Source organism: Paraburkholderia sp. RL18-085-BIA-A, from assembly GCF_046027075.1.
GTDB lineage: Bacteria > Pseudomonadota > Gammaproteobacteria > Burkholderiales > Burkholderiaceae > Paraburkholderia.
In genome coordinates this window covers 29,842-42,773 of record NZ_JARESU010000017.1, presented here as the reverse complement: position 1 = coordinate 42,773, position 12,932 = coordinate 29,842, and the positions used below count along the sequence as shown (strand labels likewise).

The following is a 12,932-nucleotide window of genomic DNA, read 5'->3' as shown; positions in this document are numbered from 1 at the left end:
CCCAGTGTGCGAGTCGGGCTATGATTCATCAAGCGACATGTTTTCACCAATGTATGAGCCATATTCATATCCAGAGAATTTCCTTCCGCACGGAGCAATCGCATGCTTGAGCTTCGTCACTTGCGTTCGCTGATCGCGATCGCCGATTCCGGCAAGCTGGTCGCCGCCGCCGAACGCGTTCACTTGAGCCAGTCCGCGTTGTCGCATCAGATCCGCGATATCGAGGCGCATTACGAGGTGTCGCTATTCGAGCGCACCCGCCAGGGCCTTCGTTTCACCGCGGCGGGTGAGCGGCTGCTGGCGCTCGGGCGTGAAATGATCGCCGCGCTGAGTGCGGCCGAGCGCGATCTGGTGCGCCTGAAAGGCGACACGCGCGGCGAATTGCGCATCGTGCTCGAATGCCATACCTGTTTCGACTGGCTGATGCCGGTGATGGACGAGTTCCGCCGACGCTGGCCCGAGGTCGAGGTCGACCTCGTCGCGGGTTTTCATGCGGACCCGCTGCGTTTGTTGAGCGACGCCAAGGCTGACGTGGTGATCGGCTCGAAGCCGGCGAAGCGGCGCGGCCTGCACATCGCGCCGCTATTTCGTTTCGAGATTCTGGTGGTGCTGGCCAACGAGCACAGGCTGCGCAACAAGCGCCGCGTGATAGCAGACGATCTGCGCGACGAGACGCTGATTACCTATCCGGTGCCGGAGGCGCGCATTGATCTGATCCGCGAGGTGCTGGAGCCTGCCGGCATCAAGTTAGAGCGGCGCACGGCCGAGCTGACCATCGCGGTCATGCAGCTGGTGGCAAGCCGCCGGGGCATCGCGGCGCTGCCGAACTGGGGCGTGAAGAACTACGTCGATCACGACTACGTGCAGGCCAAACGCGTCGGCCCGCAGGGGTTGTGGAGCGAGCTGTACGCGGTGGCCGCGAAAGGCTTCGCGAGCCGGCCTTACTTCGCTGATTTCGTCACGATCGTGCGCGATACCTGCGCGGCGCAACTGGACGGCATCGAGTTGCTGACGGCGGACGAGGCGGGCTGAGGCGCGCCGCAGCGGGCGCGCGACCACCACGCTCCCGGCACCTCAGTGTTCCATCGACGACAACGCCTCGACCGGCACCTTCTTGCCAGTCCCGATGCTGATCGGCGGCACGAACGTCAGCAGCGCAACCACGAAAATCGCGATCACGAAGATCGACACGAAAGTCAGATGCAGCGACTGATGCAACACCAGCCGGATCATGTCGCTGTCGCCGAGACTCGCGGCCTGATTCTGCAGCAGCGCCTTCAACTGGTCCGACGTGACCACCCCCGCGCCCTTCGAATGACTGAGCCCGAAGTTGAGCACCGCGCCGAACAGTGTCGCACCGAGCGTGCTGCCGAGGTTGCGCGAGAAGAGATTCGACGCGGTGGCGCTGCCGCGTTCGTCCGTGTTGACGATCTCCTGGATCAGCACCAGCGAACTGACGCTCGACGTGCCCATGCCGAAGCCCATGATCAGCGAGGCGAACGCGGCGAGCAGCGGCGACCCGCCGGGCGACAGGAACAGCAGCAGCGCCGCGCCGAGCGGCACGAATGCGCTGCCGCCGAGCAGGATGCGCCGCAAGCCGAGGCGGTGGAACGACTTCGCCGCGAGCGTCGCGCCGGTCGGCCAGCCGACCATCATCATCGTCAGCGCAAGGCCGGCGACCACCGGGGAACGATGCAGCACGCCCTGCACGTACATCGGCAGGAACGTGGTGGAGCCCATCAGGATCATGCCGGACAGCAACGTCGAGCCGTTGCACGCGGCAATCGGCCGGTGGCTCCATAGCGCGAACGAGATCATCGGTTCAGCCGCGCGGCGCTCCTGCAGCACGAAGAACAGCACGCACAGCAGGAAAGCGCCGGCCGCGAGCGATGCTCGCGCGGTCTCGTCGTCGCCAGCATAGGTCAGCGCCATCATCAACGCGGCGATCGCCGCCATGAACAGCGCCGCGCCGCCGAAATCGATCGAGGGGCGCGCGTGCCGCTCCGACTCGCGCAGGAACGCAATGAAGCCCGCGGCCGATGCGAGGCCGATCGGCACGTTCATCCAGAAGATCCACGCCCACGACAGGTTGTGAATGATGAAGCCGCCGACCATCGGCCCGATCACCGCCGAGATCGCCCACACGCTGGCGAGATAGCCCTGCACCTTGCCGCGTTCGCGCGCCGGGTAGAGATCGGCGACGATGGTGAGCGTAACCGGCTGGATCGCGCCCGCGCCGACGCCCTGGATCAGGCGGAACGCGATCATGGCCGGCATCGACCACGCGAAGCCGGCAAGCACCGAGCCGATCAGGAAGATCGCGATGCCGGCGAGTACCACCGGCTTGCGTCCGTAGAGGTCGGCGAGCTTGCCGAACACCACCGTCATGGCGGTTTGCGTGAGCAGGAACGACGAAAAGACCCAGCTATACAGATGCAGATCGCCGAGTTGCGCGACGATCTGTGGCATGGCGGTGGAGACGATGGTGGCTTCGATGGCGACCATCGCCATGGAAGCCATGACGGCGGCGATGACGGGGGCGCGCGATGATTGAGGGCTGCGGGACATGGAGGCGTTAGTATGGGGTGTTGGGCGCGTCTGACGGCCTATGAGGAGGCAGGGCCGCGACGCATCAGCGCGGCCGCACGTGGCGGCCGATGTGGAGTATGCACCTAGCGGAGAATGCGCGCTCGGCGCCGTTCGCCTCTGCCGCAAGGCTCGTGGCGGCTTGGCACAGGGTTTGCGCGTTCACAGGTCTCTTTGGACACATGGAGGATCATTATGAGGATCGAATTCACCGGACGCCGTGAAGTGGTGGCGGCAGCACGCGTCGCCTTCGAGGCCAATGTGGATGGGGCGGACGTCTGGTGCAGCGTGTCGCTGGACGCGCTGAACGACCATTTCGGCAACGGCGGTCCATCGGCCCACGATCTGGTGGGCACCTTCGAGGCCAACCGCGCGCGGATTGAAAATGCTACCCGACGGGTGCTCGAAAAAAATGGTGGACGGTCCGTGGAACTCGAAACCGGGGATTTTAACAAGGTTTAAACCGGGGCCCTGGCTGGTCTCGGACATTCAGGCGGTGAGGGCCCGGCGTGTGCGCGCCGGGCCCGGAATTGTCTGGAGCCCGATGTAACCCTGATGTTGCCTTTTCGTTTTTCGCCCCTTTTGACCTGTTGTTCTCGCACAACTTCCGCTTGTGGCATGAAGGCGCGGCGACGCGCTCGAGGCCAGTCAAAACACCGCGAAGTCCGCGCAAGCCCGCGGCGAATCACGATTGCTGCACCCCCATGACCGATTGTTCCTGATTCCATAAAGGACTGCTCCAGGCCTCGCGCATTCGTTTTCGAGGTCCGCGTTTTTATACTCCGCGTCGCTGTTCATGACCCCATTCCAGCTACGCAGGAGCTTTACGTGAAAAGGATTTCCGCCGCACTCGCGGCGCTTGCAGGGCTTGCCGCCGCCACAGCGGCGCAGGCGCAAAGTTCGGTCACGCTGTACGGCCTCATCGATGCCGGCGTGATGTACACCAACAACGTCAAGAAGGGCGGCTCGCAGGGCGCGCTGGTGCAGGCGACGAGCGGCAACATCAACGGCAGCCGTTTCGGCTTGCGCGGCGGTGAGGATCTCGGCGGCGGCCTGCAGGCGATCTTCGTGCTCGAAAACGGCTACAACGTGCAGAACGGCAAACTCGGGCAGGACAACCGGGTGTTTGGACGCCAGGCGTTCGCGGGCCTGAGCAGCAAGCAGTTCGGCACGCTCACACTGGGCCGCCAGTACGACTCGCTGGTCGACTTCGTCGCGCCGCTGTCGGGCACGGCGGGCACATTCGGCGACGCCGGCTTCGCGCATCCGTTCGACAACGACAATCTGAATCACTCGGTGCGGATGAGCAACGCGGTCAAGTACACCAGCGCCAACTATGCGGGCCTGAAATTCGGCGGCCTCTACGCGTTCTCGAACAACACGGACTTCGCGCTCAATCGCGCGTACAGCGTCGGCGTGAGCTATGGCAACGGGCCCTTCAAGGCAGCCGCGGGATATTTGCAGATCAACGGCTCGAACTCCACCACGAACACCGCCGGCGCGGTCGATCTCGCGGAGTCGGCGGCGAACGGCACGGCTGGCTTCCGGCTCGGCGCCGACGTGCAGCGCACCGCCGGCGCCGCGCTCAGCTATGGCTTCGGCCCGGTGACCGCCGGCTTCGTCTACACGCACAGCCAGTTCCAGGACAGCGCGTCGTTCGGCGCGACGCATGGGTCGATGCGCTTCGACAACTACGAAGTCAACGGCAAATACGTGGTGACGCCCGCGTTGAGTCTCGGCGCGGCGTACACATACACGGACGCGCACGTGAGCGGCACGTCCACCTTCGGCTCCGATCCAAAATGGAATCAGGTGAATCTGCAAGCGGTCTACGCGCTGTCGCTGCGCACGGACGTGTACGCCGAGGCGATGTATCAGCATGTCAGCGGCAAGGGCTATACGGCGTTCATCAACACGGCGGGCGGCGCGTCGTCGACGGGCAATCAGGTGGTCGGCACCGTGGGTCTGCGCACGCGCTTCTGAGCATCATTCAGCAAGGGGCCGCGCGCTGCCGATGTCGCTACCGACACGGCCGCTGCGCAGTGCGCGGTCCGCCGATTTCTCCAGATTCCTCAACAATCCCTTCGACGCGGGGCCATTATTCTCGGACGAAGCGGCGCCTATATTGAGCCCAGCGGTCGCGCAGAGAAACACTCGACGCACCGCTGACCCTCAATTAATGGAGCTTGTTTTCATCATGAAGTCCTTGATCAACGCTGTTGTTGTCGTCGCTTCGCTGGCTGCTTCGGCCACGGTTTTCGCTCAATCGAATTCCCCCATCACGCGTGAGCAGGTGAGAGCGGAACTGGCTCAGCTCGCACAGGCCGGCTATCACGTTGGCGACGGCGACCAGGCCCGTTACCCCGAAGCGATTCAGGCCGCGCAAGCCCGCGTTGCCGCGCAAAGCAACAACGCCAGCGCTTATGGCGGCAGCGTTGCGGGTTCGTCGCAAAGCGGCCGGCCGGCGGTGTCCGCTGCCGACTGGAACGCGATGTACAGCCGTTGAGGCAAGAGCTTGCGCGCCACGAGGCGTGATGAGAGGCGGGTAAGGCGTGAAGCGGTTCGACACGTCTGGTTGTGTTGCGCTTATGCGTGTCTGGCGTGTTTGCGTGTGGGTTCGTGGGCATGCTCGCGTGTAATTCCGCGCATTAGCGCAACGCATTTAGATTCGAACCGCGCTGGAAAGGACTCTTCCAGCTTGACGCATAGATCCGCCGCGTCGACGTGGGTAAAGTAGTCATGCACGCACGGCCTCCGGTGTGCGAGCGAGAGAGTTGGCCCCGGCTGGCAACAGCCGGGGTTTTTTTATTTGTTCAAGCGAAGGTTCTCCCGGTGGACTTGCCTGAACTCGTCGAGCGAGTCGATAAAGACACGACCCGCCAGCCGATTCGGCGCGCCGCGCGGCTACGGTATAGTCACTCCCACCGACGGCACGCATGCCCCGCCTCACCCGCGCATGCGCTGCGAACGCAGTCCCGGATTGTCTGGAGAACATCGTGCAGGAAATCATCGAAGGTTTCATCCGCTTCCAAACGGAAGTTTTTCCACAGCAGATCTCGCTGTTCAAGCGTCTGTCGACGGCGCAAAGTCCGAGCACGCTTTTCGTGACCTGCTCGGATAGCCGCGTGGTCCCCGAGTTGCTCACGCAGACAGAGCCGGGTGCGCTGTTCGTGATCCGCAACGCCGGCAACATCGTGCCTTCTTACGGCCCGGAGCCGGGCGGGGTGTCGGCCACCGTCGAGTACGCGGTGTCGGTCCTCGGCGTGCGCGATATCGTGATATGCGGCCACTCCAACTGCGGCGCGATGACCGCGATCTCGACCTGCATGAACCTCGAGCATCTGCCGGCGGTGGCGGGCTGGCTGCGTCACGCGGATGCGGCCAAGGCGATCAACGCGTCGCGCACCTATCACTCGGACGCCGAGCGTCTCGATGCGCTGGTCAAGGACAACGTGATCGCGCAACTCAGCAATATCCGCACGCATCCTTCCGTGGCCGTGGGGCTCGTCAACAAAACGCTGCAACTGCATGGCTGGATCTTCGATATCGAAAGCGGCGTGATGCTCGCGCTCGACGGGCGAACCGGCAAGTTTTTGCCTCTCACGGAGAACCCGGAAATTTATGCCGTCTAACGCGACGGTGCGTAGCAGCGGTCGCGAGTAAAGCGCTTCGGCGTCGCAGGGAGCCGCCTATACTGCTTGAGCGTCTGAAAGCGAGCACGCCGTTTCGCGGCGTGTCGCAACGCAATCGACTCTGCTCGTGAGGTGGCTATGAATATCCTGGTGGTACTGACGTCGCACGATCAGCTCGGCGATACCGGCAAGAAGACTGGCTTCTGGCTCGAGGAGTTTGCCGCGCCTTACTACGTGTTCAAGGACGCCGGCGTCGCGCTCACGCTCGCTTCGCCCAAAGGCGGCCAGCCGCCGCTGGACCCGAAGAGCGACGCCGCCGACGCGCAGACCGATGCGACCCGGCGCTTCGGGAAAGACCCGCAGGCGCAAGCCGCGCTCGCGAACACGGCGCGCCTCGCGACGCTCCCGGCGGCGGACTACGACGCGCTGTTCTATCCCGGCGGCCACGGGCCGCTGTGGGACCTGGCCGACGATACACATTCGATCGGCCTTATCGAAGCCTTCCACGCGTCCGGCAAACCGGTCGGCGCGGTGTGTCACGCGCCCGCGGTGCTGCGTCATGCGAAGACGCCGGACGGCGTGCCGCTCGTGCGCGACAAGCCGGTCACGGGCTTTTCGAATTCGGAAGAGGCGGCCGTCGGTCTCACCGATGTCGTGCCGTTTCTCGTCGAAGACATGTTGAAGAAAAGCGGTGGCCGCTATTCGAAGGGGCCGGACTGGCAGTCGCATGTCGTTGTCGCGGGGACGCTGATTACCGGGCAGAATCCGGCATCGTCGGAAGCGGCGGCGCGGGCGCTGCTGACGAAGCTCGGCGTGGCGTGAAGTGACGCTGTGCCTCGCGGTTTGACAGGTGGAGCGGGGGCGTTTCCGACGATGAACCACCGCCCTGGTTGGCGCGCTGTGGCGAGTGGCCCCGCCTCACTCGGCGAAGCAGCGAAACGCAAGACTGATACGCGGCCCGCAGGCATCGGCGAGCTTGGGAATGCCGTGCTCGTGAGTGAATTGCGACGCGTAGCTCATCACGAGACAACTGCCTGGCTCCAGTTCGACATGAATGCTGCGGCCCGCGCCGGTCTTCGGGCGGATCGACATGCGGCGGCTTGCGCCGAGCGAGACAATCGCGATCGGCTGCGCGGGCACCAGCCTTTCCGTCTTGTCGCCGTGAAGCGCGACGCTATCGTTGCCGTCGCGATACAGGTTGAGGCCGACCCGATTGAACGGCGCGCCGACGAGCGCGCGCACGGCTTCGAATGCTTCGCCCAAGGGCGCGGGCAAATCCGCGGATGCGCGCGAGAAGGTGGCGAGCAAACGCGGCACGGCAACCTCGCGCTCGTACATCTTGCGTTGCTGACTAAGCCAGCCGACGTTCCGAAGCGCCTGCTCGAACCATTGCTGCGCGACGCCGGCCGGGATCGACTCGGGCAGGTAGCGGATGCCGCCTTCTTGATCGCGCAGAAGGGATACGGGCTCGGGAGCGAAGAGGGCTGGCTGGGAGACCATGGTTGAGGCGGCGCCCGGGCGCGCGCTATTGAGCAGCGGGGCGCTCGCGGAGTGATTGCGGTTCGGTCATTATACTGTGTTTTTATACAGTATTTTTTGGTTGCTCCCTGCATGAAAAAACGCGGCGCACCCAAACCGGATGCGCCGCGTCGCTCAGTCAACAGTCCAGAATCGACCGCCGGCCGCTTTCATTTACCCACACCTCAACTCGAAGTCACCAGCGAATCGGACGGCACGATCCGCAGCACGCCCGGATTATCAGCTGCCGGATTCGACCACAGCAGATGCATGCTGGCGGAGCCGGTGCCGTGCACATACTCGACCTTGATCGACGCGCGCTGCTTCGCGGCGAGCCGGACCTTGCCGCTCACGGTCGATTGCGACGCGCTCTTCTTGTCGATCACTTTCACGCCGTTGATCCACAGCCGCGCCACGTTGTCGCTGTCGATCGAGAACGTGTAGGTTCCGTCCTGCGTCGCCTGGATCGCGCCGGTCCAACGCACGCCGTAGCCGGTCGCGTTGACACCAGCGGACGCGTCAGGCGAATCGGTGCCGCGCTCGGTGTTCAGGTCGAAGTCGATCATCGGCGTGATCGAGGTCTTGACCGGCGCGCTGTTGAAGGTCGGATCGTTGTAGTAGCCGACCTGCAGCACCGGCAGTTTCACATTGAAGCCGCCCGTCAACGCCTGGGTCTCCGAGGTCTGCCACGGATGGCCGTCCGGATAGATCGTGCCCTGGAAGGGCGTCGCCGGTTCGACCGTGGCGGGCGCGTCCGGCACCTGGCCCCAGTGGAAGCGCGTGTTGGTGCGGCCGATCATCAGCTCCCACACGATGAAGCCCGTCGTCCCGCCGTAGTTCGCGACGATACCCGGCATGGTTTGACCCGCCGTGCCCGTGAACCCGCGTTGCAGCGTTTCCGAGTTCAGCGCGCTGACATTGCTGCCATTCACCGGACCCGTGTACGGGTTGCCATACGGATGGAACGCATAGAAGTCCGAGAAGTACGTGCCTTCATCCTCCTGCACCTGGGGCGCGTTGACCGGCTGCGTCGCGCCCGCGTTCAGGATCGCGATGCGCGCGTCGTTCATCAGCACCGCGCGGGTGTTCTGCAACGAGCCATTGCCGCTGCAGCCGGGCTCGTTCATCGTCTCCCAGAAGATGACGCGCGGATCGTTGCGATGCGGCGCGACGAAGTCGGTGATGTAGCTCGCGAGACTCGCCTTGTACGTGACGGCGGCATTGGTCGCGCTCGGCTGGAAATACGCCTGCTCGACCGGCGTGCCTGGCGACTGCACCCACCGGCTGTTGTGCACGCCCCAGACCGGCGCCGCCTGCGGGCCGTATTGCGGCGTCGGATTCCAGCAGTCGTCGTAGAAGATCGGCGAGACCTTGATGCCGTGGCGCGCGGCGATCTTCAGCAGGTTATCGAACTTGCTCAGGAATGCCACACGATCGTTGGCCCACACGAGGTAGTGCAGGTACACGGCGATGGTGTTCATGCCGTAGGTTTGCGCGTACGAGAGCTCGCGATTGACGATCTCCGGGTCGTAGTTCTCCCAGAAGTCGATCGCGTTCACCGCGTTGGACGGTGTGTAGACCGCGCCGACCACCTTGGAGAAGTCATAGCTCGGCGACGTCACGGTCGGATAGGTACGGATCGTGATGTTGCTGAAGGTCGCGCCGACGCCGAAGCGCCGCAGCCCGAAGCTGCCCGACTGGAATACCACGGGCAGCGCGTTGGTCGCGTCGTTGACGCTGATCACGCGTTGCTGGTCGAGCTCGACGGTAATCGCGGTGCCGCTCGTCGTCACTTTCAGATGATGCGTGCTGCCGCCGACGATCGTGCTCACCGGGTACGCGATGAAGTTCGTCCAGTTGTTGTTCTGGCGTCCCACCTGGAGCGAATGCGTGCCGGTGTCGAGGCCGATGTAGTAGCCGGTCAGGCTGTCGGGGCCGCCGGCCGTCGGGTTCGTCGTGCGCACGATGAAGCCCGCGTTCGCCGCGCCGCTGCCGACCGGCGCGCTGACCGTCACGTCTGCTTCGTACGAGGCGGTCGCATAGGTGCTGGCGAGCGCGACGGTTTTGTCGCCCGCGCCGGTGCCGTTGGTCGCGGGCGCGGGAATCGTGATGGTCGAATTGCTGGCGCCGGGGCGCCAGCCTTCGGTCGAGCCGGGCGCGAGAAAATTCGTGAAGTCGCCGAACGACAGGGTGGTCGTAGAAACCGCCTTGGGGGCCGCGGGCGGCGTGTAGGGCGGCAGGTTGAGCGTGGGATCGGCGATCACGAGCGGCGGGGTGGTCGTTTTCATTCCGAGCGGAATGGTCTTCGCGGCCTTGAATTCGCTCTCGACATTGGCCGCGTCGGCCTGTGACGCGGCGGAGGCCGCGGCAGCCGCCGACGCCGAGGAATCGACCGCGTTGACCTGCCTGTCCGCCGCTGCGGACGCGTTCGGCGAACTGTCGTTGCCACCACCACAAGCACCCAGCATGGCGAGAGTCGCCAGCACAAAGTAATTGCGCACCTTTATCTCCTGAGGTCCCCGCCTAATTGATGGTCATAATTATTATTAAATTTGCATACGGCAACAGAACGCAGGATCGAGCCGTATTGAGGAGGAAATCGGTATGAATAATATTATTAGTTGAGCTGGCCTGTATCGGTAAATACCCGTAATTGTCGGATGAAGGCCGCCGCGCTACGCGCGAGGCGTAACGCTCGCGCGTGCGATGCGCACTGGGTCAAGTGCAGTCGAGGTACGGTTCAGCACCCGGCCAGCGGGCATAATCCGCATTCCAGCCGCGCAAGCCATGCGAAGCGCTCGCGAGATCCTCACGAAACCCGGCGACGCGTTGCCTCGCGCGCTTCCAGGACAACCCATGCCGCCTGTCACCGCCGTCCGCCATAGCGCCGTTCCGCTGCGCAGCGTTGCGCTGATCCTCGTGTCGATGTTCTGTTTCGCGCTTGTCGACGCGCTGGCGAAGTCCGTGGCGCTCGTCTATCCGGCCAACGAAGTGACGTTCTTCCGCATGCTGTTCGGCCTATTTCCGGCGGTGGCGGTGTGTCTGCGCGGCAAGCCGCTTGGCGCGCGGCTCAGGCATCTGGATGTGCGCGGGCAGACCTTGCGCGCACTGACGCTGCTCGGCGCGTCCGGTCTGTTCTTCGCCGGTCTGCCGTACATGCCGCTCAGCGAAGCGGTGGCGATCGTGTATTCGGAGACCTTGCTGGTGATCGTGCTCGCGCCGTTGCTGCTGAAGGAATCGCTCAAGCCGCGCGATGCGCTGGCGGCCGCGGTCGGCTTCGCAGGCGTGCTTTTCGTGGTGCGCCCCGACGGCTCGCATTCGAGTTGGCTGGGTCCTGTGCTGCTGATCTCGAGCGCGTTGTTCGGCGCGCTGTCGATCATTCAGATCAAGCGCATTCGCGCGACCGACGATTCGGGCACCACCGTGCTGTATTTCACTGCGATCGGCATGTTGGTCACGGGGGCTTCGCTGTTCTTTGCGTGGCGCACGCCGTCGTTCAACGCGCTCGCAGTGATGGCGTTGCTCGGCGCGTTCGCGACTGCCGGTCAGTTGCTGATGACGATGGCGTTTCGCCAGGCCGACGCCGGTGCGCTCGCCCCGTATAACTACACGAGCATTGTGTGGGCCGCGCTGTTCGGCTACGTGTTCTGGGGTGAGACGATCGGCGCGATGTCGCTGTTCGGCGTGGTGCTGATCGTCGGCAGTTCGATTGCCGTCGCAATGCGCGGGAAGCCGGAAGAGGGACCGCTCGTTTAGGTTCGCCTACTGTTTGGTCCGATCACGCAGCGCACGAGGATTGCGTTTGATTCGGAGTTCCAAGGATCAATCGTCGGAAGATAACTATCCTGTCTTTTGCGGCGGCTGGCTCTTTCGGACACATGGCTGCCGGAATCCGACGATTCGCCGTTTGCGGAGTATAAACACGGATTCAGGTGCATCCAGTTCGCGCACACTTTCGTACGTGAGTGACCGGCCGGAAGTCGCGGTCGAAATGGCGGCATCCAGCGCATTGATCGCCACCAACCCTCTGATGAATCCGCGCGCGTCTGCTGCAGCAGACGCGCGCGTCCACGCAGGGAAGGGGACATGTCTTGTATAGCGAACCCAAAAAGATGATCTTCACAGGTCTGGTTGTCGGCGCGCTCGCTGTTGGCGGCTATGCGTATGTATCGCAGTCGGCAGACGACTCATTGTCGACCGACGAACTCGGCTTGACCCATGGCGACGACTCGACGGGTTCGTCGCGCGGCGACATCATCAGCGGAAGGATCGCGCGCGGCCCGGTCACGGCGGGCCGCGATTCGGCCGCGAGCGTGGCCGCTCGTGTGCAGGCGGCGCGCAATAGCCTGCTGCGCGACGATGTCGCTGCCGCGCGGGCGCAACTGAATGCAGTACGGCCGTCGCACAAGCGCGACGAGCAGGTGATCGATCTGCAAAAGCAGATTCAGGCGCAGGCGGATAAGGAGCAGCGCGCACTGGCGGCGGCGCGGGTCAGTGAGGCGCCGCGAATGACGCCGTCTTCGTCCGCGCCGATGAAAAGCGGCCGTTCGCATGATAGCCGCAGTGCGGCGCACGAGCATTCGAATCGCTCATTGAGGTATGCAAAGAGCGGGCGTGAGGCTGAAACGGTGACGATGAGCGCTCGCAATGATGGCGCGTCGAGCAGGAGTGCATCGGTTGTGGGCGCGCAGGCTGTTGCAAGTCAGCCTGACTATACGCGACCGACAATGAAGGCCGGAGAGAGCGTGGTCAATACTGCCAACGCTTCCAATGCGTCCGCTACCCTCAACGCACCCAATGCACCCAACGCGTCACAGGCGATGCAGCAATCGACGCCCTCCAATCCACCCGCCGAACTGACCGCGCAAACCGCGTTGTCACCGCGCGTCGTGCCGCCCGCGCCATCCACCGACACACTGCCGAAATCCGACGGCGGCCCGAAGACGCGTGCCCAGGTCCGCGCGGAGATTGCCCGCGCGCGTGAGGACGGCAGCCTTCCGGCATTCGGCAATCCCGATCCCGCCGGGCCGGGCGGTGCACCACGCGTGATTGGCGCGGCGCGTCCCTGAGCAAGCCCGCGGCTTCGTGTCGAGCCGGGCGCCGGCAACGTGTGCTACACAGCGGGGCCTTCGCGAATGGCAGTCGAGGCGGGCGGGGCGATTGCGTCAGTCGCGGCGATCGGCGCGCCGCGCAGGC

Annotated in this window: 11 protein-coding genes; 8 read left to right on the top strand and 3 right to left on the bottom strand. The window is 64.3% G+C overall.

The genetic code is table 11. The features are described from left to right. The first annotated feature begins 102 nt into the window (after positions 1 to 102). Positions 103 to 1,032 carry a LysR family transcriptional regulator gene (locus P0D89_RS14575; RefSeq protein WP_408376807.1) on the top strand — a complete coding sequence of 310 codons (930 nt, stop codon included), beginning with the start codon at positions 103 to 105 and terminating at the stop codon, positions 1,030 to 1,032. 42 nt (positions 1,033 to 1,074) lie between these two features. Here the strand turns inward: P0D89_RS14575 and P0D89_RS14570 are convergent, their stop codons facing one another. After that, positions 1,075 to 2,568: an MDR family MFS transporter gene (locus P0D89_RS14570; RefSeq protein WP_408357760.1), complete on the bottom strand. Its 1,494-nt coding sequence runs from the start codon at positions 2,566 to 2,568 to the stop codon at positions 1,075 to 1,077. Positions 2,569 to 2,781: 213 nt separating this feature from the next. Between P0D89_RS14570 and P0D89_RS14565 the strand changes: the two genes are divergently transcribed. The 5 genes from P0D89_RS14565 to P0D89_RS14545 all read left to right on the top strand — a co-directional run bounded on the left by P0D89_RS14565 (position 2,782) and on the right by P0D89_RS14545 (position 7,040). After that, positions 2,782 to 3,048: a DUF1488 family protein gene (locus P0D89_RS14565; protein WP_408357761.1), complete on the top strand. Its 267-nt coding sequence runs from the start codon at positions 2,782 to 2,784 to the stop codon at positions 3,046 to 3,048. Positions 3,049 to 3,414: 366 nt separating this feature from the next. After that, positions 3,415 to 4,569: a porin gene (locus tag P0D89_RS14560; RefSeq protein WP_408376806.1), complete on the top strand. Its 1,155-nt coding sequence runs from the start codon at positions 3,415 to 3,417 to the stop codon at positions 4,567 to 4,569. A 214-nt stretch (positions 4,570 to 4,783) separates the two neighbouring features. After that, complete coding sequence (locus P0D89_RS14555; RefSeq protein ID WP_408376805.1) at positions 4,784 to 5,092, top strand: DUF4148 domain-containing protein; 309 nt, start codon at positions 4,784 to 4,786, stop codon at positions 5,090 to 5,092. 490 nt (positions 5,093 to 5,582) lie between these two features. Continuing rightward, entirely contained in the window at positions 5,583 to 6,218 is a 636-nt protein-coding gene (locus tag P0D89_RS14550; RefSeq protein ID WP_408357763.1) for a carbonic anhydrase, read from the top strand. A 138-nt stretch (positions 6,219 to 6,356) separates the two neighbouring features. Beyond that, complete coding sequence (locus P0D89_RS14545) at positions 6,357 to 7,040, top strand: type 1 glutamine amidotransferase domain-containing protein (RefSeq protein WP_408357764.1); 684 nt, start codon at positions 6,357 to 6,359, stop codon at positions 7,038 to 7,040. Between the two features lie 96 nt (positions 7,041 to 7,136). On the opposite strand, the gene P0D89_RS14540 is transcribed toward P0D89_RS14545, so the two are convergent. Then, positions 7,137 to 7,718 carry an alpha-ketoglutarate-dependent dioxygenase AlkB family protein gene (locus P0D89_RS14540; protein ID WP_408376804.1) on the bottom strand — a complete coding sequence of 194 codons (582 nt, stop codon included), beginning with the start codon at positions 7,716 to 7,718 and terminating at the stop codon, positions 7,137 to 7,139. A 203-nt stretch (positions 7,719 to 7,921) separates the two neighbouring features. Then, complete coding sequence (locus P0D89_RS14535; protein ID WP_408376802.1) at positions 7,922 to 10,237, bottom strand: PA14 domain-containing protein; 2,316 nt, start codon at positions 10,235 to 10,237, stop codon at positions 7,922 to 7,924. Positions 10,238 to 10,592: 355 nt separating this feature from the next. On the opposite strand from P0D89_RS14535, the gene P0D89_RS14530 reads away from it, so the two are divergent. Next, a complete protein-coding gene (locus P0D89_RS14530; protein ID WP_408376801.1) occupies positions 10,593 to 11,492 on the top strand; it encodes a DMT family transporter in 900 nt (299 codons plus the stop codon). 335 nt (positions 11,493 to 11,827) lie between these two features. Continuing rightward, positions 11,828 to 12,805 carry a DUF4148 domain-containing protein gene (locus tag P0D89_RS14525; RefSeq protein WP_408376800.1) on the top strand — a complete coding sequence of 326 codons (978 nt, stop codon included), beginning with the start codon at positions 11,828 to 11,830 and terminating at the stop codon, positions 12,803 to 12,805. The last annotated feature ends 127 nt before the right edge of the window (positions 12,806 to 12,932 follow it).

Excerpts from the sequence above, each read along its gene's own strand:
- P0D89_RS14540 (WP_408376804.1), bottom strand. The coding sequence starts at position 7,718 with ATGGTCTCCCAGCCAGCCCTCTTCGCTCCCGAGCCCGTATCCCTTCTG.
- P0D89_RS14570 (WP_408357760.1), bottom strand. The coding sequence starts at position 2,568 with ATGTCCCGCAGCCCTCAATCATCGCGCGCCCCCGTCATCGCCGCCGTC.
- P0D89_RS14545 (WP_408357764.1), top strand. The coding sequence starts at position 6,357 with ATGAATATCCTGGTGGTACTGACGTCGCACGATCAGCTCGGCGATACC.
- P0D89_RS14565 (WP_408357761.1), top strand. The coding sequence starts at position 2,782 with ATGAGGATCGAATTCACCGGACGCCGTGAAGTGGTGGCGGCAGCACGC.
- P0D89_RS14530 (WP_408376801.1), top strand. The coding sequence starts at position 10,593 with ATGCCGCCTGTCACCGCCGTCCGCCATAGCGCCGTTCCGCTGCGCAGC.
- P0D89_RS14575 (WP_408376807.1), top strand. The coding sequence starts at position 103 with ATGCTTGAGCTTCGTCACTTGCGTTCGCTGATCGCGATCGCCGATTCC.
- P0D89_RS14555 (WP_408376805.1), top strand. The coding sequence starts at position 4,784 with ATGAAGTCCTTGATCAACGCTGTTGTTGTCGTCGCTTCGCTGGCTGCT.